At 63.2% G+C, this 22,314-nt stretch carries 26 protein-coding genes and 1 pseudogene; 10 read left to right on the plus strand and 17 right to left on the minus strand.

The window, feature by feature from the left end:
• Positions 1-3 precede the first annotated feature (3 nt).
• The 3 genes and pseudogenes from DS839_RS05505 to DS839_RS05515 form a co-directional block, all read right to left on the minus strand.
• On the minus strand, positions 4-741 hold the full coding sequence (locus DS839_RS05505) for an amino acid ABC transporter ATP-binding protein (protein ID WP_119269267.1): 738 nt from the start codon (positions 739-741) through the stop codon (positions 4-6).
• The gene (locus DS839_RS05510; RefSeq protein WP_119269268.1) at positions 741-1,412 is read right to left on the minus strand and encodes an amino acid ABC transporter permease; all 672 of its coding nucleotides are present in this window, start codon (positions 1,410-1,412) and stop codon (positions 741-743) included. The genes DS839_RS05505 and DS839_RS05510 overlap by 1 nt, the downstream gene beginning before the upstream one ends.
• Before the next feature lie 76 nt (positions 1,413-1,488).
• Positions 1,489-2,282, minus strand: a pseudogene (locus tag DS839_RS05515) (transporter substrate-binding domain-containing protein).
• 293 nt (positions 2,283-2,575) lie between these two features.
• Between DS839_RS05515 and DS839_RS05520 the strand changes: the two are divergent.
• The 3 genes from DS839_RS05520 to DS839_RS05530 all read left to right on the plus strand — a co-directional run bounded on the left by DS839_RS05520 (position 2,576) and on the right by DS839_RS05530 (position 4,465).
• Complete coding sequence (locus tag DS839_RS05520) at positions 2,576-3,316, plus strand: FadR/GntR family transcriptional regulator (protein ID WP_119269269.1); 741 nt, start codon at positions 2,576-2,578, stop codon at positions 3,314-3,316.
• 154 nt (positions 3,317-3,470) lie between these two features.
• Positions 3,471-3,626 carry a YjiS-like domain-containing protein gene (locus DS839_RS05525; RefSeq protein WP_119269401.1) on the plus strand — a complete coding sequence of 52 codons (156 nt, stop codon included), beginning with the start codon at positions 3,471-3,473 and terminating at the stop codon, positions 3,624-3,626.
• Positions 3,623-4,465: a helix-turn-helix domain-containing protein gene (locus DS839_RS05530; protein WP_119269270.1), complete on the plus strand. Its 843-nt coding sequence runs from the start codon at positions 3,623-3,625 to the stop codon at positions 4,463-4,465. Before DS839_RS05525 ends, DS839_RS05530 begins: the two co-directional genes overlap by 4 nt.
• Position 4,466: 1 nt before the next feature.
• Here DS839_RS05530 and DS839_RS05535 read toward each other — a convergent pair whose 3' ends face one another.
• Entirely contained in the window at positions 4,467-5,024 is a 558-nt protein-coding gene (locus DS839_RS05535; RefSeq protein ID WP_119269271.1) for a 2'-5' RNA ligase family protein, read from the minus strand.
• A gap of 119 nt (positions 5,025-5,143) precedes the next feature.
• Between DS839_RS05535 and DS839_RS05540 the strand changes: the two genes are divergently transcribed.
• Positions 5,144-5,443, plus strand: a complete 300-nt coding sequence (locus DS839_RS05540) for a hypothetical protein (RefSeq protein WP_119269272.1) — start codon at positions 5,144-5,146, stop codon at positions 5,441-5,443.
• Positions 5,440-5,871, plus strand: coding sequence for a PIN domain-containing protein (locus DS839_RS05545; RefSeq protein WP_119269273.1), 432 nt, complete (start codon positions 5,440-5,442; stop codon positions 5,869-5,871). The genes DS839_RS05540 and DS839_RS05545 overlap by 4 nt, the downstream gene beginning before the upstream one ends.
• An 88-nt stretch (positions 5,872-5,959) precedes the next feature.
• Here DS839_RS05545 and DS839_RS05550 read toward each other — a convergent pair whose 3' ends face one another.
• Together DS839_RS05550 and DS839_RS05555 are read right to left on the minus strand one after the other, a co-directional pair.
• On the minus strand, positions 5,960-6,388 hold the full coding sequence (locus tag DS839_RS05550; protein ID WP_119269274.1) for a CBS domain-containing protein: 429 nt from the start codon (positions 6,386-6,388) through the stop codon (positions 5,960-5,962).
• Positions 6,389-6,489: 101 nt separating this feature from the next.
• Positions 6,490-7,041 (minus strand): GNAT family N-acetyltransferase, encoded by a 552-nt coding sequence (locus DS839_RS05555; RefSeq protein ID WP_119269275.1) that lies wholly within the window; start codon positions 7,039-7,041, stop codon positions 6,490-6,492.
• Positions 7,042-7,135: 94 nt separating this feature from the next.
• Here DS839_RS05555 and DS839_RS05560 point away from each other — a divergent pair, with 94 nt between their 5' ends.
• Positions 7,136-7,735: a YdeI/OmpD-associated family protein gene (locus tag DS839_RS05560; protein ID WP_119269276.1), complete on the plus strand. Its 600-nt coding sequence runs from the start codon at positions 7,136-7,138 to the stop codon at positions 7,733-7,735.
• A 3-nt stretch (positions 7,736-7,738) separates the two neighbouring features.
• Here the strand turns inward: DS839_RS05560 and DS839_RS05565 are convergent, their stop codons facing one another.
• From DS839_RS05565 to DS839_RS05580, 4 genes are all read right to left on the minus strand, one after another.
• Positions 7,739-8,701 (minus strand): MBL fold metallo-hydrolase, encoded by a 963-nt coding sequence (locus tag DS839_RS05565; RefSeq protein ID WP_119269277.1) that lies wholly within the window; start codon positions 8,699-8,701, stop codon positions 7,739-7,741.
• A gap of 99 nt (positions 8,702-8,800) precedes the next feature.
• Entirely contained in the window at positions 8,801-9,376 is a 576-nt protein-coding gene (locus DS839_RS05570) for a TetR/AcrR family transcriptional regulator (protein ID WP_119269278.1), read from the minus strand.
• Between the two features lie 71 nt (positions 9,377-9,447).
• On the minus strand, positions 9,448-10,629 hold the full coding sequence (locus DS839_RS05575; protein ID WP_119269279.1) for a lytic murein transglycosylase: 1,182 nt from the start codon (positions 10,627-10,629) through the stop codon (positions 9,448-9,450).
• A 67-nt stretch (positions 10,630-10,696) separates the two neighbouring features.
• A complete protein-coding gene (locus DS839_RS05580; RefSeq protein WP_119269280.1) occupies positions 10,697-12,499 on the minus strand; it encodes an FAD-dependent oxidoreductase in 1,803 nt (600 codons plus the stop codon).
• A 108-nt stretch (positions 12,500-12,607) separates the two neighbouring features.
• On the opposite strand from DS839_RS05580, the gene DS839_RS05585 reads away from it, so the two are divergent.
• Positions 12,608-13,351, plus strand: a complete 744-nt coding sequence (locus tag DS839_RS05585; protein ID WP_119269281.1) for a sulfite exporter TauE/SafE family protein — start codon at positions 12,608-12,610, stop codon at positions 13,349-13,351.
• 6 nt (positions 13,352-13,357) lie between these two features.
• On the opposite strand, the gene DS839_RS05590 is transcribed toward DS839_RS05585, so the two are convergent.
• Complete coding sequence (locus DS839_RS05590; protein WP_119269282.1) at positions 13,358-13,975, minus strand: CGNR zinc finger domain-containing protein; 618 nt, start codon at positions 13,973-13,975, stop codon at positions 13,358-13,360.
• A 163-nt stretch (positions 13,976-14,138) separates the two neighbouring features.
• On the opposite strand from DS839_RS05590, the gene DS839_RS05595 reads away from it, so the two are divergent.
• Positions 14,139-15,311: an MFS transporter gene (locus DS839_RS05595; protein WP_162918321.1), complete on the plus strand. Its 1,173-nt coding sequence runs from the start codon at positions 14,139-14,141 to the stop codon at positions 15,309-15,311.
• Here DS839_RS05595 and DS839_RS05600 read toward each other — a convergent pair.
• On the minus strand, positions 15,308-16,204 hold the full coding sequence (locus DS839_RS05600) for a LysR family transcriptional regulator (protein ID WP_119269284.1): 897 nt from the start codon (positions 16,202-16,204) through the stop codon (positions 15,308-15,310). The two genes, DS839_RS05595 and DS839_RS05600, sit on opposite strands and share 4 nt — an antisense overlap.
• A 104-nt stretch (positions 16,205-16,308) precedes the next feature.
• Here DS839_RS05600 and DS839_RS05605 point away from each other — a divergent pair, with 104 nt between their 5' ends.
• The gene (locus DS839_RS05605; RefSeq protein WP_119269285.1) at positions 16,309-17,163 is read left to right on the plus strand and encodes an isocitrate lyase/PEP mutase family protein; all 855 of its coding nucleotides are present in this window, start codon (positions 16,309-16,311) and stop codon (positions 17,161-17,163) included.
• On the opposite strand, the gene DS839_RS05610 is transcribed toward DS839_RS05605, so the two are convergent.
• From DS839_RS05610 to DS839_RS05625, 4 genes are all read right to left on the minus strand, one after another.
• Positions 17,160-17,924, minus strand: a complete 765-nt coding sequence (locus DS839_RS05610) for an SDR family NAD(P)-dependent oxidoreductase (RefSeq protein WP_119269286.1) — start codon at positions 17,922-17,924, stop codon at positions 17,160-17,162. The two genes, DS839_RS05605 and DS839_RS05610, sit on opposite strands and share 4 nt — an antisense overlap.
• Positions 17,917-18,675 carry an SDR family NAD(P)-dependent oxidoreductase gene (locus tag DS839_RS05615; RefSeq protein WP_119269287.1) on the minus strand — a complete coding sequence of 253 codons (759 nt, stop codon included), beginning with the start codon at positions 18,673-18,675 and terminating at the stop codon, positions 17,917-17,919. Before DS839_RS05615 ends, DS839_RS05610 begins: the two co-directional genes overlap by 8 nt.
• The gene (locus tag DS839_RS05620; RefSeq protein ID WP_119269288.1) at positions 18,672-19,073 is read right to left on the minus strand and encodes a RidA family protein; all 402 of its coding nucleotides are present in this window, start codon (positions 19,071-19,073) and stop codon (positions 18,672-18,674) included. Before DS839_RS05620 ends, DS839_RS05615 begins: the two co-directional genes overlap by 4 nt.
• A 94-nt stretch (positions 19,074-19,167) precedes the next feature.
• On the minus strand, positions 19,168-20,094 hold the full coding sequence (locus tag DS839_RS05625) for a LysR family transcriptional regulator (protein WP_119269289.1): 927 nt from the start codon (positions 20,092-20,094) through the stop codon (positions 19,168-19,170).
• 93 nt (positions 20,095-20,187) lie between these two features.
• On the opposite strand from DS839_RS05625, the gene DS839_RS05630 reads away from it, so the two are divergent.
• The gene (locus DS839_RS05630) at positions 20,188-21,009 is read left to right on the plus strand and encodes an NAD(P)H-dependent oxidoreductase (RefSeq protein WP_119269290.1); all 822 of its coding nucleotides are present in this window, start codon (positions 20,188-20,190) and stop codon (positions 21,007-21,009) included.
• Positions 21,010-21,278: 269 nt separating this feature from the next.
• Here DS839_RS05630 and DS839_RS05640 read toward each other — a convergent pair whose 3' ends face one another.
• Positions 21,279-22,301: a c-type cytochrome gene (locus DS839_RS05640; protein WP_368911220.1), complete on the minus strand. Its 1,023-nt coding sequence runs from the start codon at positions 22,299-22,301 to the stop codon at positions 21,279-21,281.
• Between the last annotated feature and the right edge of the window lie 13 nt (positions 22,302-22,314).

The raw sequence follows: 22,314 nt of genomic DNA on the forward strand, positions 1-22,314 counted from the left end.
GCCTCAATGGGTCAGGACCGCCTGGAGGAAATCACGGGTGCGCTGCTCGCGCGGGCGGTCGAATATCTCCTTGGGAGTGCCCTCCTCGATGATCCGGCCGCCATCCATCATGATCACCCGGTCGGCGACCTGGCGGGCGAAGCCCATCTCGTGAGTGACGACGATCATGGTGACATGGGCCTTGGCGAGGTTGCGCATGACGTCGAGCACCTCGCCCACCATCTCGGGGTCTAAGGACGAGGTCGGCTCGTCGAAAAGCAGCGCTCTCGGCTCCATGGCGAGGGCGCGGGCGATGGCGACGCGCTGCTGCTGGCCGCCCGACAGCTGCTCGGGATATTTCTCCGCCTGGTCGGCGATGCCGACGCGGCGCAGCAGTGTCAGCGCGCGCGTCTCGGCTTCGGCGGCTTTCAGCTTGCGCACCCGCATCGGCGCCAGCATCACATTGCGCTTCACCGTCAGATGCGGAAAGAGATTGAAGGACTGGAACACCATGCCGACATTGGCCCTGACCTTGGCGAGATGATCGCGGTCGGGCGCTACCTTGACGCCGGCGATGGAAATCTCGCCCTGCTGGTAGCGCTCGAGCAGGTTGATGCAGCGCACCAGCGTCGACTTGCCCGAGCCCGAAGGACCGATGATGCAGACGACCTCGCCCTCGGCGACGTCGAGATCGACATTGTCGAGCGCCTGGAAGCTGCCATAGGCCTTGCACACACCTTTGAGCGAGATGAAGCCCGGCATCAGCGCCTCCCCGCCTTGAAGCGCTTCTCGAGGCGCGTGACCAGCGCCACCAGCGGCCACAGCATCGCGATATAGATCAAGGCGGCGCCGATCAGCGGAGTGGGGTTGGCGGCGAGCGCCTGCGCCTGCGTCGCCTGCTTCAGGAGATCGGGCATGGCGACAACGGAAGCGAGCGCCGTGTCCTTCATCACATTGATGCAGTTGTTGGTCAGCGGCGGTATGACGATCTTGAAGGCCTGCGGCAGGATCACATCGACCATCATGTGGAAGTAATTGAGCCCCAAGGCCTGCGAGCCTTCGAACTGGCCCTTGGGAATGGCTTCGATGCCGGCCCGGAAGATCTCGGCCGTATAGGCGCCCGAGATGAGGGTGAGGGTGAGCCAAGCGGCCCAGAAGGAAGTCAGGCGGATGCCGATGAAGGGCAGCGCATAATAGACGATGATGAGCAGCACCAGGATCGGGATCGAGCGGAAGATGTCGATATAGACGATGGCCATCACCTGGAAAGGCGTCGCCGCGTAGAGGCGCACCAGGGCGATGAAGAGGCCGAAGACCATGCCGGCGACAATGCTCGCAAGGCCAAGGCCGACCGTGACCTCGAGGCCCATGAGCAACAGCGGCAAGGTCTCGACCAGTACCCGGCCATTGAAGAATGTGGTGAAAATATCCAAGAGCGGCCTTACTCAGTCGAAAGATGCGAAGGGCGATGCAGGTTTTTCCCCGCATCGCCCCGTTGCTCGGATAGGCCTAGTGCGTCGCCGGCATGTCGGTGACTTGCACGGTCGAGGTCGTGTCCTCGGCCTTGGCGCCGAACCATTTCTCGTGCAGGCCGGCGATGAAACCTTCCTTCTTCAGCGCCGTGATCACTTCATTGACGTCCTTGGCCAAGGGATCGTTCTTGGCGAACATGATCGAATATTTCTCGCCCGTCGGGATGCGCTCGACCACTTTCAGCTCGGGCTTGTCCTTGGTGTAGTAAAGGAGAGCCGGGATATCGCTGATATAGCCGTCGATGCGGCCGGCCTGGAGATCGAGCATCGCCGGCGCCAGACCCTCATAGCGGTTGATGGTGCCGAAGCCGATCGTCTCATTGGCCTTGGTGGCCCAGATGTCGCGGTCGATGACGTATCGACGCCGATGACCTTGCCCTTGAGATCGCCCGTCGACTTGATGCCGCTGTCGGTCTTCACCGTCAGCGACTGGTCGCTGTCGTAATAGGGCTGGGCAAAGGAGAGCGAGCCCAGGCGCTTCTCGGTGATGGTGATCGAGGAGACCGCCATGTTGATGCGGCCCGACTCGACCGCCGGGAACAGCCCGTTGAAGGGGATGTTGACGATCTCGACCGACTTGCCGAGACGCTTGCCGACCTCGTTGACGAGGTCGATCTCGAAGCCGACGATGGCACCCGATTGATCCTGGAACTCCCAGGGCACATTGCCGACATTGGCGCCGACATTGAGATCGGCGGCCTGCGTTGCGCCCAGGCCCGCGACGAGCCCCAAGGCCAGCGTCAGCTTCCACAAAATTGAGCGAGATTTCATTCGATGGTCCTCCCGTGATTCCGCGCGCCATCGCGCCTTGCGGATGTGAATCTTGTCTGTCCACTTCGTGCCGCCGACCCATTTGCTTTAACAGGTCAGACCGGTATGATCTCTATAGGACCAGGCTGTCATGGAGGCAAGACGTGCCCTCGCGGATCCGCCCTTTTGGAGCCGCGCCGACTTCGCTAGATGATTCAAGAAGCCTGCTGATCCTTTTGAATCGGCTGGATAAATCAAAAGGAGCATCGGACCGGGCGGCCGACGCGACTGGGCAAGGATGATCCGAGGATAAGATGCCGCGCGCCAACGTCACCGATACCGCTGCCAAGCGACTTCAAGAGATGATCCTCTCCGGTGAATTGGCTGCCGGCGCGAGACTCCCCTCGCAGCACGAACTGTCACGCCAGCTCGGCATCTCGCGCGCTTCGTTGCGCGAAGCCGTATCCATTCTCGAGACCCTGGGCTTTCTCAGCATCGAGCCCGGGCGCGGCACCTTCATCGCGTCCAATATCGTGGCTGCCGGCGGCCAGCAGCTGACGCCACGCGGCTTGAGCGACCGCTATGCCAAGCAGGATATCTACCAGACCCGGCTCTATATCGAGAGCCTGATCATCGCCGATGTGGCGCGCACCGTCGTCCCCCAGACGCTCACGACATTGCGCGAGGCGACCGCGGTCATGATCGAGGCCTGGGACCGGCGCGATCTCGTCACCATCATCAATCACGACCGCATCTTCCATCTGACCATTTGCCGGGCCTGCCCCAATCCGATGCTGCGCGACATCTATGAGGGCCTGAGCGAGGAATTCCAGGGCACCTGGCGCTACCCTCTGCCGGTGACGCGCACCCAGCGCTTTCTCGAATCGATGAGCGAGCATTACGCCATGGTCGATGCGCTGGAAGCCGGCGACAGCCAGAAGGCCGCGGCGATCATGCAGGAACATGTGTTCAAGACCGCTGCTGCCGCGGGCATCGCTTTGAGGCCGCTGCCCAATCCCATGATCCTCGACGAGCGCCCTGCCCCATCCGCCTGATCCCTGATTACCGGGTGGTAATTGCGCCGGCCAGGCGCTGCCGCCAGGGTTGCCCGGACAATTCCGAGGTAGCTCCGTGGCTCACGCGATCTTCACGGCGTCGCGCACAAGGCGTGACCGCCGAACAAATATCTTTCGCGTCTTCTTCAGGCTCATGGCAGCCTGGCGCCGCCGGCGCCGTGACCTGAGATGTCTTCAGCATCTCGACGAACGGGCGCTGCGCGATATCGGCATCGACCGCTCCTTGGCCTCGAATGACAGCGCCATCCCGTTCTGGAGCCTGCAAATCTCGCGCGATATCATGCTATGAAGAGCCAAAGTCATGAGGTCATGCGGGGCATGGGTGGCGCCGGGCACAGGAATTTCGGCCAGCAACTGCGCTGGTGGCGCAGACGGCGCGGCATTTCGCAGCTCGAGCTCGCGGGCGCCGCCGGCACGTCGCAGCGCCATCTGAGCTTCCTCGAATCCGGCCGCGCGACCCCGAGCCAGCAGATCGTGCTCAACCTTTCTGCCGCCCTCAACATATCGTTGCGCCAGCAAAACACCTTCCTCGCTTCCGCCGGCTATGCCGCCCTCTGGCGGGAAGGCAGATTGGGCGAGCCCGAGCTCGCGCAAGTGGACAGCGCGCTCGATCATATCCTCGCGCAGCAGGAGCCCTATCCGGCCTTCGTCGTCGACCGGCATTGGAATTTGAAGCGCGCCAATCAGGGCGCCGCGCGCCTGGTCGAGTTCATCCTGGGTGCTGTGCCCAAGGGCGAGGTCAATTTGGCGGACGCCCTCCTGTCGCCGGCCATCCTCAGGCCTTTCGTCGTCAACTGGAAGGAGGTCGCCCTCCATTTCATCCGCGGCGTCCAGGGCGATGCCGTGGTCGACGGCTCGCCGCAGTCGACGGCGCTGCTGGCACGCCTCCTCTCCTATGAAGGATTGCTGGAGTTGTCGCACTCGCCGGCGATCGAGGAAACAGCGCTGCCGCTGCTTCCCATCCATATGCGGAAATCCCAAGTCTCCTTGCATTTCTTCACCACCATCGCGACGCTCGGCACGCCGCAGGACATCACTGTCCAGGAAATCCGCATCGAGAGCTTCTTTCCGATGGACGAGCCGACGGCCCGCTTCTTCCGCGAAACGTCGTCAGCGGCACGTGGATAAGCTAATTCTGTAGCGGCCACCTATCGATTACATTGTGCCGCGATAAGCCCCATTCGCTACGGATGAAAACAAACTCCCGGACTACGAAAGAGATGGGCTCAATCGGCTGTTCAGGTATCACCTGTGAACAGTAGTGCAACGTCATATGCGGGTTGAAGCTTTTGTCAGCCCTGAAGCCGTTTCTTCTCATTTCGCTAGCCATGCCCTGGTGCAATCCCTGGAGAGCATTACTTCTTGCAAGCAGGACTAGCGGGATGTTCCCTTTGGACTGAGGATAGCTCCCGATGGCGTACAGCGTCACCCAGAAGGGCGGCATCGAAATGGCATTGGCCGCTCGTCTTGCCGCGGCGATGATATGCTTCGGCAGATCCTCATACCTGCCGGCACCATGCAGAGTGATATGAAGCAGACCTTTGTCACGCAACTGGCCATCAAGGCACCTCTCTCGCAAGAATCGCCGTTTGTATTGATCGATGAGAAGGCCCGTTTCAGCGTCTGGACGCACACAAAAGAACAGCTGTTCTCGCTGGTCTCGATAAAAGCTGAATGCATACTGCATGAACACCTCACCACGCCTTTACTCACATTCTTCAATATAGTACAAAACAAGAACAAATACACTCCTGCCTTGCCAAGAGAGAGGCCTCTGGATATATTACTGGATATAAGGAAGATTTCATGAGCGCATCGCAAAAGCGAGCCATCCATAACTATCGCACTCGCCTCGGCGAGCGTGGGCTTGCACGTTTCGAAGTGCTCGGCCGCGACAGTGATCGTGACCTCATCCGCTCGCTGGCGCGCCGCCTGGCTGAGAATACGCCCGAAGCGACGCGACTGCGCGCCACCGTCAATCAAGCCGTTGCGGAGGAGCCTCCCCGGAAAGGCGGCATCCTAGCAGCACTTCGCCGCTCTCCCCTGGTCGGGGTGGATCTCGATGTCACACGACCTCGCGAAGTTGGCCGTAAGGTCGAGCTCTGATGCGCTTTCTGCTCGACACCAATATCATCAGCAATCTCGTTAAACCTCATCCCTCCGACGCGTTGGTCAGCTGGATGAGCGAGCAGATTGATACGGATCTTTTCATTGCTTCACTGACGGTAGCCGAAATCCGCCGGGGCATTCTCGAGAAACCCGCCGGCAGGAAACGCCAGCAGCTCGAGGCGTGGTTTTCTGGTCCTGACGGTCCACAGGCTCTTTTCGCCGGACGCGTCCTTGCCTTCGATGAGAAGGCTGGATTGATCTGGGCGTGGCTCATGGCAGATGGCACGGCAAAAGGCCGGCCGCGGAGTGGTTTCGACGCGATGATCGCAGCAGTTGCCGAAGCGAATGAGTGCGTGGTCGTCACTGACAATGAAAGAGATTTCGTCGGAATAAAGGTTATCAATCCTCTTCGCCCGACTCCCTAAAACGGCGCAGGTGTCCTTAGCCACGTACCCTGGCACGCTTTTCTTGCACAACGAGCCTCAGGCTCCACGCTCCAAATCCGCGTTTGGTCTATCGGCGCTCGGTGTCGGTCGGCTCCGAAATGCCCTTGAGCGCGTCCTGGGCGGCGCCGTCGGCGGAGCGTCCGAGGTCGGCGAGCGCCACGACACCGACGAGCTGCTGCTCGCCATTGATCACCGGCAGGCGCCGAACCTGATGGCGGGCCATGACCCTCGCCGCCTGGTCGAGCTCATCGCTCTCAAAGCAATAGCAGACGCCTTCCGACATCACGTCGCGGACATTGGTGGCTCCGTTGCCGCCATCTTCGGCGACGGCACGGACCACGATGTCGCGATCGGTGACCATGCCCACAAGGCGGCCATTGTCGGTGACCAGCAATGCGCCAAGATTATCGGCCCGCATCTTCCGCGCCGCGTCACGTATGGTCATATTGGGTTCGGCGAAGCTCACTTGCCGTTGCATGATCTGTTGCACTTGCATGGCTAGTCTCCTGAACAGACGTATAGGAGAATCAACGCACGTGCCGCGGAATTGTTGCCTTCGGATTCTCACAAACCGGCAAGGGCGGGCTTACCTTGGGTTCAAATGGCGCGCCGCATCACATGGCGCTGTGATCCGGCGCGGCCCGCCAGCTTGAAACCGCGGCCCGTGAACAGCGAGACGAAGCCCATGAAGCGATAGCTCGGCGATTGTGGATCGACCGGATAGGCTTCCACCACCTTGGCGCCGCGCTTCTTGGCGAACTTCACCGCCTCATCCAACATGTGTCGCGAAAGCCCGCTCTTGCGGTGATCGCGGCGGATGAAGAAGCACACGACCGACCACACACCCTCTTCCGCGTCATCCTGACCGTCCGACAGCTTCACGAATGTTTCGCGCGGCGCCACCGAGCACCACGCGACCGGCTCGCCGGCGATATATCCCAAAAGCCCGATCGGCATACGCTTTCGCACACGTTCATAAAGCGCCTGCCTCCGTGCCACATTGTCGGCCTCGACACGGTCGGCCATCGGCCGCCAGGCCATGCACCAGCAATATTTGGGCGCCCCCTTGCCTTCGAAGAGCGTCTCGAAATCAGGCCAGGTCGACTGGGTGACGGGCTTCACTGAAAGTTTCGGGGCGGATACGGGCATGGCTCCTATACTCCTGCGTCATCCGGCATTTGCCAGAACCAGCCACGGCTCTACTATGCGCTCATCTCCCTTCCCTCCTCAAGCCGACACGCCAATGCCCCCCGTCAAGGTCGATCCCGCCAAGATTCGCGAATTCAAAGATGCCGAGAGCTTCTACGCCTGGCTCAGCAAGAACCATGATCGCCAGGATGAAATATGGATCAAGATCCACAAAGTGGGATCGGGTCTCAAATCGATCACGCCGCGGGAAGCGATCGATGTCTGCCTGTGCTGGGGCTGGATCGATGCGATCCGCAAAAGCTTGAACGACAAAAGCTATCTGCAACGCTACACGCCGCGCGGGCCTAAGAGCATCTGGAGCCGGATCAATGTCGACAATGTCGCCCGCCTCATCACCGAAGGGCGCATGACCGAACACGGGCTGAGACAGGTCGACGCCGCCAAGGCCGACGGGCGCTGGCAGCGCGCCTATCGGAGCGGCAAGGAGATGACGATCCCCGCCGATCTTCAGGCGGCCATCGATGCCGAGCCCAAGGCCAAGGCGATGCTCGCCAAGCTCAGCGCGCAGAACCGCTACGCCCTCGCCTTCCGCGTCCATCATATGAAGACGGAAGCCGGACGAAGGAAGAAGATCGAAACCTTCGTCCGGATGCTGAAGCGCGGCGAGACGATCCATCCGCAGAAGAAGAGTTGACGATCAGCCGCTCAGTTCCCAGTCGGCGGGCGCCCAGAGGAGCCCGTCCTTCTCGCGGACGATCCGGCCGAAGCCCGGAAACGGCATGTGGGTCGCGGCCAGGAGTGCCTGTTCTTCCGCCGCGCGCGGGAAGAGCTTCCTGCGCATCGCTGCGGCCGCGGCCGGATCCGGCTCGAAGGCGATGCCGATGTCGGTGCGCCCGGGATGGATCGCCGGGTGGAACAGCGCATCGCCGACGATCATCAGGCTCTCGCCGCCGTCGCTGATGCGATAGCCCATATGGCCCGGCGTATGTCCCCTGAGATCGACCGCCGAGATGGCGGCGGTCAGACTGCGCTCACCGTCATAGCGCTGCAGGCGGGGAAGGGCCGCAACTTGCTTTCCCACCGCGAAGCTGCGCTTCAGGATATCGGGCGCGGCGGCGGCGCGTGTTTCATCGGTGAAATAGGCGACATCGTCGCGATGGATGAACACATCGGCGTTGGGGAAAGCATGTGTTCCCTCCGGCGTGACGAGGCCGCTGGTGTGGTCGTCATGCATATGGGTGATGAGCACCGCGTCGATGTCCTTCGCCTCGACGCCGAGGACGGTGAGGACATCGGCCAGATGCCCGGTCGTCTTGGTGGCGCCGGCATAGCCGCTGTCGATCAGCACCAGGCGATCGCCGTCATCGACGAGCCATTGGGTGAAGCCCAGGCGATAGGTCCCGTCCGGGCGGCGGGCGAAGTGCCTGGCAAAGGCCTTCTCGATCTCGGGCGTCGGTGCGCCGGTGAAGACGCCAATGGGGATATCGACGAAGCCATCCGACAGTGCCGTGATCTCGACCTTGCCGACCTTGCGGCGGGAAATGGTCGGCAGCGCTACCTTGCTTCTGTCGGACTGGGCCATGCCGGAAAGCGGCGTAGCGGCGAGCGCTGCCACGGTTGCGAGGCCAAGGCCTAAGCGACGGCGAGTGATGCGGGTCATGTGTCTGCTCCTGGTTGCGTGGGGATGAGATTTAAGATGACCGGTCATTTTCGATGCGGTCGTAAAAAATAGCCTGCGATGGCAGCGTGCATGGGCGCCTCAGGGCCTCAGAAGGGTTTCGAGCGTGCGATGGAAGGCCGAGGTCGCGCGGCCATTGCGCTCGACCTTGGCGCGCTGCACCGCGCCATGCCAGGCGCCGACGAGGAAGCGGGCGAGCGTTTCGGCCGGAAGCGCTGTGCCGACCGAGCCCTCTTTCTGGCCCTCTTCCAGGCAAGCCGCGAGCCGCGTCGTCCAGCGCGCGAGCAGTGCCGAGACATGCTTGCGCAGATTTTCCGAGAGCGGCCCAGCCTCGATGGCGAAATTGCCGAGCATGCAGCCGGCAGCGTAGGACTGACCACAAACGAGCTTGTCGACCGCCTTGAAATGGGCGCGTACCCGCTCATCCGCAGGGCCTGCGCCTTCGAGCAGCACAAAGGCCGCCTCGCCCTGCGCGCAATAGCTGTCGAGAGCCGCGGAAGCGAAAGCCTCCTTGCTCTCGAAATGACTGTAGAAGCTGCCTTTCGGCACGCCCGCCGCCGCGGTGATCTCGGCTATGCCGCTGGCGCTATAGCCCTGGCGATGGATGAAATCGCGGCCGGCTTCGAGGATCTGCTCACGGTTGGAGATGCGGGGCATGATGCTGAATATGACCGGTCGTCTTAGATCTGTCAAGACCCCGGCCGGCCAGTTGAATGCCCGATCGCCGATCAGTTCCCGGCCAGCACATTCAATATGCGCGTGCCGGGCCGGCCCGTCGGTTTCATGCCGGCTTTCTTCTGCGCCGCCTTGATCGCCGTTATGGTGACTGGCCCGATCCGTCCATCGGCTTCGCCCTTGTAATAGCCTCGCGCGATCAAGAGCTCCTGCAGACGCTTGCGCTGCGCCCGCGTCAGCCCCGGATCATCGGTCGGCCAAGGAGTCTTGAACCCGCCCTTGCCCCTGAGCCGGTCGGAGAGATGGCCGATCGCCAGCGCATAGGACTCTGCGGCATTATAAGAGTAGAGCACATCGAAATTGCGCGAGACGAGGAAAGCGGGGCCGGAGGCACCTGCCGGCCGGATGAGTCCGAATGATCCCGCCGACGGCAGCGCGCTGCCATCGGCCCGGACGACGCCCCTCTTGGCCCAGGCGGAGATGGGCGCCTTGCGCGACCGGCCGACCGGACCCGAATAGGAACTCGGCAGCTTCACCTCAAAACCCCAGATGAGACCCGACTGCCAGCCGGCCTTCTTCAGGAAGTTGGCCGCGGACGCTAGCGCATCGGGCACCGAGCGGATCGTGTCGCGGCGGCCGTCGCCGTCGAAATCGACCGCGAGGCGGCGGTAGGTCGAGGGCATGAACTGCGTCTGGCCGAAGGCCCCGGCCCATGAGCTTTTGAGATCCTGAAGCCTCACATCGCCCGCGGCGACGATGCGCAAGGCCTGGATCAACTCGGTCGTGAAGACGCCGGGCTTGCGCCCGCCGCAAGCGACATTCGGCAAGGCATGCGGCAGGAAGAAATCACCTTCGTCCTGGCCATAGTCGCTCTCGACACCCCAAAGCGCCGCCAGAATGTAGCGGTCGACGCCATAGGCCCTCTCGACGGCGCGCAAGGTCTTGTCATGCCGGCGCAGCATCTTGCCGCCGTCGGCGATGCGCAAGTCATCGACCAGGAAGGCCATGTAGTCCCAGATCGCCGTGCGGTATTCGGGCTGGGTGCGCGAGAAGCGCACCGCCTTCTCATCGAAAGCGATGCCCTTGAAGGCGGCATTGACGACATCGGGCTTGATGCCGGCGCTCAGGACCTGGGCGCGGATGTTCTTCACGCAGGATTCGAACGACGCCGCGGCCGGTGTGGCGAACAGGCAGGCTGCGACCGCCATGGTCGAGGCGGAAAGGGAAAGTTTCATGGGGCCATCCTCAGAATCGGATCGGCCTAGTAATAGCCTGTCCGGGCGGGATTATGGCGGCGGAATTTCAGCCGGACCGGGTGAAACCGTCAGCGCTCCAGCCCTCGCTGCCGACGCCGTGATGCACGATGAAGAGGCCTTCTGGATCATACATCTCCTTCGCGGCGCGGAGCCTCGCATAATTGGCCCCCCAGAACGACGTCTGCCAGTCCTTCTCGAAGAAGTCGCTTTCCGACACATAGGATCCGGCGTCCGGCATCAGGCTACGCAGTTCCTGCATCGCGCGAGCAACCGCCGCGGCCTCCCGGCGGGCTTGCTCCACATCGGGCTCGCGTCCTGGAACACCCGGATAGGCCGGCGGTCCATTGGCCCCGATGATCGCGAGCGCCGCGGCATCGAGCACTTTGGGGTTCATCGCCGTGTCACGCGCCGCTTCGATCGCGGCGGCCGGCGCACCGGCCAGGCCCTTGTTGAAATGGAGCGACACGCTCCAGTGCAGTGCCGCGCGGAACAAAGCATCGGCCAGTCTCTCCCGCCGCTCGCCGGCGAGGAAGGCCGCCGCGATCCATGAGGACTGGTAGCCATAAAGAACCTGCCCCGCCTCTTCCTTGTTGCTCGCCCAGAATATGTTGCCTTCGGGCGCCTGAGGCCGGTCATCCGCCAGGACGAGGCCCGGAAGCTGCTTCAGGAACTGCGGGCGCCAGAAATCGCGCGCCGGGGCCGCCATGATGACGGGCTCTCCGGCCATGCTGAAATCCTGAGGCGCGCCCTTCACCCATTCGAAGTAGGGCCGCCAGATCTTTTCCGCTCCGCCTTGATCGAGCCCCTGGAATACCATGCCGATATTGATCTCATGGTTCGGGCGGAAGGCGATCTGCTCACCCCAATGCGGATTGAACAGGCTTTCGCCATAAAAGGCGATCGTCTTCGCGATCAGCCGGCGGAAGGCTTCGGCCGATGATGCCTTGATGGTGGCGAAGACGGCGCCGAAGAACGCTGGAAATTCGTGCGTGCGCAGCGTGAGCTTCGTCACGACGCCAAAACTTCCGCCGCCGCCACCTTTGATGGCCCAGAACAATTCCGGATCGGTGCAGGCATTGGCGATCCGCGCCTTGCCGTCGGCAGTCACGATCTCGGCCTCGATCAGGCTCGCCGCCGCCATGCCATAGGCTTTGGAGAACGGGCCGAAGCCGCCGCCCTGGACAAGCCCCGCGACCCCGACCGTCAGGCAGCCACCGCCCTGCACATAGCGGCCGGCTTGGCTCGCTACCGTGTCATAGGCCTGTCCCCACAAGGCGCCGGCCGCGATCGTCACCGCGGGCACGGCTGCGTGCCTGCCTTCGCAGCCTCTGGCGATGAAAGCGTCATGCACCGCGATTGCTTTCATCCGACGCGTCCAGATCAGGAGTGAGCCGGCGGCGTTCGACGTGCCCTGATAGCCGTGGCCGCCGCCTTTGACGATGAGCCGCAATCTGTGCTCGCGCGCAAAATTCACCGCCGCAACGACATCTTCCGTCGTTTCGGCGGCGACGGCATAGGCGCTGGGCTCGGACGTCCAGGCGTCGACCCAACCCAAGGCCTGGGTCAGTCCCGCTTCGTCGCCCAGATAATAGGGATTGGCGAGCTTTCCGAAGGTTTCCGCTATGCGCGCCGCGTCCGGCGAGCCGACGCAATCCGAAACGGGCGACGTGACCTTGAGGAGGCGACCGCCGACTTGCCGGTTGAGGCGATCCCAATCCGTGATTGAAGGCCAACCTTCATCGCCGGGACGCAGGCGCGACAGCTTTTGGTTTACGGCCGTCGCGCGCTCCGGCGCCATGGACAGGAAAGGCAAGGCCGCCGCGGCACGCAGCATCGAGCGTCTCTGCATATGGCTGTCCCCCGGTTTGAGATCGCGTGGCCGATAAATATCATGGTTCGACCATGGCGGTGCAATCTTATCGCCAAAGCCACTACTTTGCTCTAGGCGCAATTGACCATGACGGATCAGTCGACACTCATTGCCATTGCGGCAACTTTCCTTGTCGCGGGAATGGTCAAGGGCGTGACCGGCATGGGTCTTCCGACCGTCGCCATGGGCGTGCTGGGGGCGCTCATCTCTCCCCTCGCCGCCGCTTCCCTCCTGATCGTGCCGTCCTTGGTTACCAATGTCTGGCAGCTTTTCGCCGGACCGAGCTTCGGCGCGATCCTGCAACGGCTATGGTCCATGATGATGGCGATCGTCCTCGGAACCATCCTCGGCACGTCGCTTCTCACCAGCGGAAACACGGATCTCTCGACGGCGGCGCTCGGCGCGGCTTTGGTCGTCTATGCCATCTATACCCTGCTCGCCCGGCAGCTCGCAGTGCCGGCGAAATTGGAGCCGTGGCTGTCGCCGCTCATCGGCTTCGCCACCGGCATCGTCACCGGCGGCACCGGCGTCTTCGTCATTCCGGCCGTGCCCTATCTCCAGGCTCTCGGCCTTCAGAAAGATGACCTCGTCCAGGCGCTCGGCCTGTCCTTCACGATCTCCACCATCGCTCTCGCCATCGGCCTTGCCTGGCGTGGCCAGTTCCATGTGGGAAATCTGACGCTGTCGGCCCTTGCCCTGGCGCCCGCGCTCATCGGCATGTGGGCGGGCCAGGCGCTTCGCAAAAGAGTGAGCCCGCCGGCATTCCGCCTGGGCTTCCTCATCTGCCTCTTGCTGCTCGGCCTCGAGATGCTGATGAGGCCCCTGCTCTGAGCGTTCTCAGCTCTGCTTGGTCTTGGAGTAATGGCGGCGTGCCTTGGCGCGGTTGCCGCACGAGGCCATGTCGCACCAGCGCCGCGTGCCGCTCTTGCTTTCGTCGAGGAACAGCCACAGGCATTCCTCATTGGCGCAGCGGCGAATGCGGCGGCGATCGGCGGCGAGGATGAGATCGCCGGCCGACCACAAGACCGGCGCCAGGAGATGCGCCACGACGGGGCGAAGCTCGGCGATGCGCCAGCCGAAGCGCCCATCCGAACGCACCAGCGCATTGCGCGGTGGTGTCTCGGCGATCGCTCTTGTCAGGCGAGCGAAATCCTTGTCCGGGACCGGTTTGCCTTCGGCGATGGCGCTCAAGATGCGATAGATCGTCTCACGCGTCGTGACCGCTTCATCGAGAAGCGCTTGCGCGTATTCCGGGTTGTCGCGAGTCCAGCGCCCGATCCGTCGCAGGACCTCACGTTCCACGCCCGCATTGTGCTCGATCCATTGGAGAAGATCGTCGATGTCCTCGAGCCGCTCGATCGGCGCATCACCGCCACGCCAGGAGACGGTGTGGGTGTAGTCGAGGCAGAGGTCCTCGCTGACCGTTGAAATCAGCATCGCTGTCATGCGGAACATTCTAACCCCCTTGGGGGTTGACAGTCAAATACATGAGTGACAGACTCTAACCATCAACCTGGTTATATGAAGGGAACGGATCATGGGACGCTCCGGCGCATTCTCATTGGCAGACGCTCGTTCCGCGCCCACCGGCAAAGCCGTGCCGCTCTGGATGATGCTCATGGCACTGACCGCGGTCGCGGCCATGAGCCAGGCCTTCCGTACCGTCGCCACCGTCATCGCCGGCGGGCTCAAGGCGGATTTCGCCGCATCGGATCAGGATATCAGCCTCGTCGCCGCCGCCTTTCATCTGGCTTTCGCCCTGGCGCAGTTCCCGATCGGTGTCGCGCTCGACATCTATGGCCCAAGGCGCACGGTGAGCGCCGCCTTCCTGATCGCCGTGCTCGGTGCGCTGCTCTCAAGCCTGGCACCCAGCCTTCCCCTTCTCATGGCGGGCCAGTTCCTGATCGGCATCGGCTGCGCGCCCGCTTTCCTCGGCACCATCGTCTTCATCACCAACCGCTATCCGCGCGATCACTTCGCGCGGCTTTCGGGGCTGGTGCTCGCGCTGAGCGGCATCGGCATGCTGGCGACCGGGACACCGCTCGCCTGGATCGTCGAGCACGGATCATGGCGCCTGGGCTTCCTCGTGCTCGCCGCCTGCGCCGCCCTGGTGCTCGTCGCGGTCTTCCGCCTCGTCTCCAACGAAGCGCCGCAGCGCCGGCAGGAGCGCGAAACTTTGTGGCAGGCTTTTGGCAAGATCGGCCCGATCCTGGTCGAGCAACATACGCTCGGCATATTGGCTCTGGGGGCCGCCGCCTATAGCGCGTTCATCTCGCTGCGCGGCCTTTGGGCCGTGCCGATGCTCATGGACCGGCATGGCTTCACCCTCATCGAAAGCGGCCATGTCATGCTGGCGGTCTCGATCGCGACGATATTGGGGCCGCCGCTCTTCGGGCTTCTCGCCGTGACCGACCGCATGCGCCGCTTCTGGATCATCGGCACGGCGATCCTCTATGTCCTGGTCTTCCTCGCGCTGGCCTTCTCGGGGCAGGCGATCATCGATGTGTTGCTGGCCATCCTCGCCGGGATCCTGACGGGTTTCACCGTCCTGCAATATGCCGATGTACGCGCCGCCTATTCCGACGAGGTCGCCGGGCGCGCGCTCGCGGTATTCACCATGGCGGTGTTCCTCGGTATCGCTCTGATGCAATGGCTCACCGGTCTTGCGGCGTCACTCGCGACCGCCAGTGGCACCGATCCCCTCCTCACCGCATTCCTGGTGATCGCAGGCCTGCTTGCCGCGGCAACGGCCGGCTTCACCTTCCTCCCCTGGCCGCGCTTCAGGCGCTAGCGCTTGTAGGACTTGCGCAGCAGCCTGATCAACTCCTGCGTCGCACCGCTCAGATAGCCGCCCTTGCGCGTCACCAACATGATCCGCCGCGTCGCCTTCAGGGATCTGACGGTGATGGTGCTCAAGCTGCGCGTCTTGAGCTCATCGGCAATAGCGCTCTGCTCCATGAGCGCCAGGCCGAAGCCAGCCTCGACCAGGCGCTTCTGGGCGGTGAGGCTGTCGACGCCGATCCAGTCGATGTCGAGACCCTGCGCCAGGAACAGCGAGAAGACATGGGCGGCGGAAATTTCCCGCCGGCCGGGAATCTCAGGGAAGGCGAGCCAGCGTTCGTAGCGGAGATCGGCCAGCCCTGCGACCGAGCGTCCGGCAAGCCTGTGGTCCTTGGCGCAAATGACCGCCAGCGGCTCGCGCGCGATGAGCTCGCAATCGAGATCGGCCAGCAGGTCCTCCTCATAGCGCAAGCCCAGGGCCGCATCGCCGCGGCGGACGAGATCGGACACCTCCGCACTCGTCGCGGTGCGCAGCCTGAGATCGGCCGCCGGATGGCTCTTGGCGAAGGCCCTGAAGGCCGCGCTCAGCGGCGTGTTGGCAAGGGTCCCGACGACGGCGAGCGAGATTGTTCCCGCCTTGGCGCTCTTCAACGCGGTGACCGCGTTCTTCGCGTCCATCAGCGCGGCAAGCGCCCGTTCCGCGTAAGGCAGCAGCGCGTGGCCGGCCTGGCTCAGGACCGGCCCTTGCGCGGCACGCTCGAAGAGCGGCACGCCAAGCTCCTCTTCCAGGAGGCTGATCCGGCGCGAGATGGCGGGCTGTGTCCGCAGGAGCTTTCGCGCTGCGTTGGAGAAGCCGCGCTCGCGATGTACGGCGAGAAACGTCTCGAGGGCTTCGGCATCCATGAAATCACCTATGCGCTTCGCTTATGATCAAGCAAAAAACTACAAATTTTGCTGATGAGCAAGAACGATCTAGAACATCGTCATAACGATGAAGGATCAGTCCGATGGCTACACAGCTCGAAAAAGCCGAAACCTTGCGCGCGTTACATCATCGCGGCTGCGCTTTCATCATTCCCAATCCGTGGGATGCCGGCTCGGCGCGTCTCCTCGCCGATGCGGGCTTCGAGGCGCTGGCGACGACGAGCGCCGGGATTGCCTTCTCGCGCGGCCTGCCCGACGGCATCCTCGACACCGACGCCATTCTCGCCAATGCCGTGGAGATCGCGCAAGCCGTCAACTTGCCGGTGAGCGTCGATCTCGAGCATGGCTATGGCGACACGCCCGAAAGCGTCGAACGCACGATACGCCGCACGCTCGATCTGGGCCTCGCCGGTGGCTCGATCGAAGACAGCACAGGCCGTCCCGATGCGCCGATCTATGAATTCGGCCTCGCGGTCGAGCGCATAAGAGCGGCGGCCGACGCCGTCCGCGGCCAGGCCATTCCGTTCCAGCTCGTGGCGCGCGCCGAGAATTTCCTGCATGGCCGGCCCGATCTCGCCGACACCATCAGACGGCTGCAGGCATTCCAGGAAGCGGGCGCCGATGTGCTCTATGCACCGGGGCTCAGAACGGCGGAACAGATCCGCGACGTCGTCGGCTCGATCGACCGGCCGCTCAATGTCGTCATGGGCCTCGTCGGCGCGGACCTGACCGTCGATCAACTGTCGAAGCTGGGCGTGGCGCGGATCAGCATCGGCAGCGCCCTCGCGCGCCGCATCTATGGCGCGGTCATCGACGCGGCGGCCGAGATGATGGAGAAAGGCTCGTTCACATTCGCTGAAGCCGCGACACCGATGCAGCGCCTCAACGGTATCTTCGCGGCCTGGCAGCGCAAAGCCGCCTCGATCGGTGTGAGCTAGAACTTGCCTGCCGAATAGCCGAAATCGATCGAGAGCGCGGCCCCGGTGATCGGCGCCGCCTCGGGGCGCGCCAGATAGAAGATCAGCGAAGCGATCTCCTCGGGCGCGATGAAACGTGCCCTGCTTTCGCCTTGCGGATAGCCTTGCAGCAATTGGTCGAGATACCCCTTCTCGTCGCCATTGCCATAACGGCGCGCCTGGAAGGCAAGCATCGGGCTCATGACGTCGCCCGGACAGACGGCATTGACGCGCACGCCAAAGGGTGCGAGCTCGAGCGCCAGCGCCTTGGTGAAGAGCGTGACCGCCCCCTTGGAGGCGCAATAAAGCGCCGCACCCTGATTGCCCTGGATCCCGGCGTCGCTCGACAGGTTGACGATGAGGCCTTCGCTCAGCTTCAAGGCCGGGATCGCCGCCGCGGTCAGGAAATAGAGGCCTTTGACATTCACGGCGAAGACCGTGTCGAAATCCTCCTCGCTGCAGCTCTCCGTCGGCCCCTCGCGCCATATGCCGGCGGCGTTGACCAGCGCATCGAGGCGGCCCGTTTCCTTGACCGCCCAATTGACGATATCGAGACAGGTCGTACGCGCGCGGATGTCGCCGGCAAGGAATGGCGCGCCGAGCTCCCGCGCGATCGATCGAAGGCCCGCTTCGTCCCGGTCGGTGAGCAGCACGCTCCAGCCTTCGCTCACGAATTTCCGTGCGGTCGCGCCGCCGATGCCGCCGGCAGCACCACTGATGAGAGCCGTTTTTGCTTCAGCCATGTTTGTCCTCGATGATCGAATTGCCGCCGTCGATGACGATCAACTGGCCGGTGATGTAGGAAGCGCCTTCCGCGCAGAGCCAGGCGACGCAACTCGCGATCTCGGCCGGCGTGCCGGAGCGCCCGACCGGTGTCGCACGCCCCGCTCGCGCCTCCGCCTCCGTCTGCGAGCCGGTGGCGATCCAGCCGGGCGCCACCGCATTGACCGTGATCCCATGAGCCGCCACTTCGAGGCAGAGCCCGCGCGTCAGGCCGAGCATCCCCGCCTTCGCTGCCGCATAGGCACTGTCATTGGCGATGCCTGCGACCGTCCCGGTGGTCGATGAGATATTGACGATGCGACCCCATTTTCGCGCCTTCATTCCCGGCAGCACCGCGCGCGTGACATGGAAGGCCGTGGTCAGGTTGCGATTGAGCGTCAGCATCCAGGTTTCATCGCTGATGGTCTCGAGCGGTCCCGTCTTGTCGAGCGTGCCGAGGTTCGCCATGCCGGCATTGTTGACCAGCACATCGACATCGCCCGCGGCATCGACTAGCGACCGGACGGCCTCAGGATCCGTCAAGTCCGCAGCAAGGCCGGTGGCATCGATGCCGGCATCGCGCAATTCGCGTGCCCGCTCCTCGATGCGCGCCGTCGTCGAGGCGACGACCACGCGGCAGCCCTGCCCGCCGAGCGCCTCGGCGATCGCAAATCCGATGCCGGTCGGGCTACCGGCGCCGGTCACCAGGGCATTGATGGGGCGTTGCGTCATTCACCTTCATCCACGACCGCGATCACGTCCACTTCCAGCATGAAATCGGGATGCGAGAGCGCCGCCACGCCGACCAGCGTGTCGGTCGGCTTGTGATCGCCGAACAGCGACACGCGGCCCTCCTCGATCTGAGGCAGATAGTCCCGCTGGTAATTGGCGACGAAGATGCCGAGCTTCGTCACCTGGTCGGGACGTGCGCCAGCGGCCTTCAGGCAGCGGCCGATATTGGCGAAGACCTGCCGCGCTTGCGCCACCATGTCGCCAGGGCCGACGAGCTCGCCATTGTCTTCGGCAACCTGGCCGGCGATGAACACCATCCTGCTGCCCTTGGCGGTGATGACATGGGTGAAGGATTCGGGCGTGGAAATACCTTCCGGGTTGATGCATTTCACTGACATCGTGATCACCTTCGGATTGTTGGGAGAATTCGGCTTGCGCGCGGCAAGGGCGTCATTCTCTCATGCACATCCATTTCTGACAACACCTGACCGTTCAGGCCTTTCGCCGCCCGATGCCGGGAACGCTCAAGATCTCTACCGCAAGAAAATCGACCAGGAGCCTGACCCGCGCAATGCCCGAGCGCTCCGGCACGATGAGCAGGCTCACCGGTACGGCGGGCGGCGCATGATCGGGAAGGATTGCTTCGAGCCGGCCGTCGGCCAGGAGATCATCGATCAGCCAATGATGCGCAGGCGCGATGCCGCGTCCGGCGGCGAGCGCCTCGCGCGCTGCAAGCCCATGGTCGATGCGGAACCGTCCGCCGAAAGGCACTTCATGGCGCGCGCCGCGCGGCCCTTCCAAAACGAGCGTCTCGCTTCCCGCTATGTTCGACATGCGGATGCCTTCATGGCCGATGAGGTCGCGCGGCGCCTTCGGCCTTCCGCGCGCCGCAAGATAGGCAGGCGCCGCGACCAGCAGCCGCCGGCTCATGCCCAGCGGGCGCAGCTTCATCGAGCTGTCGGTGAGCGGCCCCAGGCGTAGCGCGATGTCGACGCCTTCGCGCACCAGGTCGATGCGCTCGTCGGTGAGGCTGAGATCGATGCCGATATCGGGGTAGCGGTCCTGGAAGGCGAAAAGCAGCCGGCTGATATGGAGGACGCCAATGGCGGCCGAGCAGGAAATGCGGATCTGGCCGGCGGGCGCCCCGCGTGTGCCGCGCGCTTCATCGCCTGCCTGCTCCACCAGCCTCAGGATCTGAACACAATCGGCATAATAGCGGCTGCCTTCATCGGTCAGCGTGATCCGTCTGGTGGTCCGGCTCAGCAAGGGCACACCGACCGCCTCTTCCAACTCGCGCAGATGCCGCGTCACCGTCGACTGGCCGAGGCTGAACTCGCGCGCCACCGCCGACAGGCTGCCGCGCTGGGCCACGCGGACGAAGCTGCGCATACGTTCGAGGGTGATGTCCGATTTATCCATTTTTCGGCATAATCATATGCATTCCCTATAACTACCGGAATGCTCATGAAGCGTCTACCTCAGGGGCCTGTCGCCACGTCGAGGATCTCGCCCATGAAAATCCTGTTTGTCTTCGCCCATCCCGAACAGCGCTCGCTCACCGGCGCGCTGCGCGATGTCGCCATTAAAGAGCTCGAGGCCCAGGGCCATGAAGTGCGCCTCACCGACCTCTATGCCGATGGTTGGAAATCTGAGGTCGACCGTGCCGATTTCCCGCTGCTCAGACCTGAGGAACGGCTCAAGCCGGTCACGGCGTCGCATGATGCATATGCCCAGGACGCGTTGACCGGCGACGTCAAAGCCGAGATCGAGAAGCTGCTCTGGGCCGATGCGCTCATTCTTCACTTTCCGCTCTGGTGGTTCGCCATGCCGGCGATCCTCAAGGGCTGGGTCGACCGGGTCTTCGCCTATGGTCTCGCTTATGGCGTCGGCGAGCACAGCGAGAAGCGCTGGGGCGACCGCTATGGCGAAGGCACCTTCGCCGGCAAGCGCGCCATGCTGATCGTGACCGCGGGCGGCTGGGCGGAGCATTATGCGCCGCGCGGCGTCAATGGGCCGATCGACGACCTCCTGTTCCCGATCAATCACGGCATTCTCTATTATCCGGGCTATGACGTGCTGCCGCCCTTCGTCGTCTATCGCGCCGACAAGCTCGACGAGGCGGGCTTCGCGCCAATCGCTGAGGACTTGCGCGAGCGGATGCGCAGCTTCGCGACCATAGCACCCATCGCCTATCGCCGGCAGAATGGCGGCGACTATCTCATCCCCAGCATGCAGTTGCGCCCCGAGATCGGTGACCCCGGCGCCACCGGCTTCGCGCTTCATGTCGATGAAGGCAAGCCCGCAAGCAGAACGCTGATTTCCGCGGTCGGTTAGCCTTTGAGTGCAACTAACTTGGGATTACAGACTGTGCAGTTTCCATGTAATATGTGCACCATGAAAGATTTGGATGCTATCGCCTGGTCATGATTCTAGAATATGCCCGCCTGAAACGACGCAACCGTCGCGCTGTCAGGCTCGAAGAGTTCAGCGAAGAGGAGATTGCGCTTATCGCTAAGGCCGAGGTGCCAGGCGAGCACGCCCATCTCGACGATGAGCTGAAGGATTGGCGGTCTTGAGGTGGTCGGCTCCTGAGCTCGTTTTGATCACTGATCCGATGTCGAAGGCGTCTTCTCGGCCTTGAGTCGCTTCAGCATTTCACGGATCGGCGCGTACGGTCCGTATTTATGCTGCTCTTCGCTGAAACCGTCGGCATAAGGGCCGTAAGGCGCATCCACCGGCTTGGTCAGCAGATCCGGATAGTCGCGCTCGAGGCCTTCCTTCTGCGGACGCGGCTGCGACACGACATAGGCCGCGACGTCCCACGCATCCTCCACCGACAATTGCGGGTTCCGATAATCGGCGCCGTGCGGCATGTTGTAGTGAAGGAAATTCGCGATGGTGATGAGGCGGTTCATGCCGGCGCCGTCGTTGAACGTATCCGGGCCCCAAAGCGGCGGCACCCAGTAGCCCCCTTTTACCTCGAGGCCGGTGCGGGCGATGCCCTCGCCATTGGGATAATGGCATTGGGTGCAGGCCATGGCATAAACCGATTTCCCCCTTGCCGGATCGGCGGCGCGGTCGAGTTCGGGCATCTGGCCGGCGCCGAGCCCCGGCAATTTCTCTCCGGCCGGAACACCGGTCGACAGGAATTTGACATAAGCGACGAATGCCGCCATTTCCGGCGCATCGGACGGCAACGGACGTCCATTCATGCTTCGTGTCATGCAATTGTTGATGCGATCCTCGATCGTGATCTCGGCACCGGCCCGTGTGTTGTATTGCGGAAACAGCTCGAACAGCCCGAAGATCGGCAGCCCGAATTTCTTGGTGCCGGCCTGCAGATGGCAATTCGTGCAGGCCAGGTTGTTGCCGGCATAGCGCTTGTCCGCCGGCGCGCTCGGTCCGATATGGACATAGGTGGCGGTGATCAGATCGCGCCCCTTGCGCACCAGATTGCCGTAGTCGTCGTAGGGCAATGCGCCGATTTCGGGCACGGTCCAGATCGGCGGGCTGGTCGATGCATCTTGCGCGAAAGCGGTTTCGGCAAGGATCGCGAGCGCGGTTGTCAACGCCGCGAGCACGGCCCTTCTGAAGGCTGCTCCGCGCTTTGCTCCATTCATCTTCATGGGTTCTCCGAAG

This window comes from Taklimakanibacter deserti, assembly GCA_003574785.1.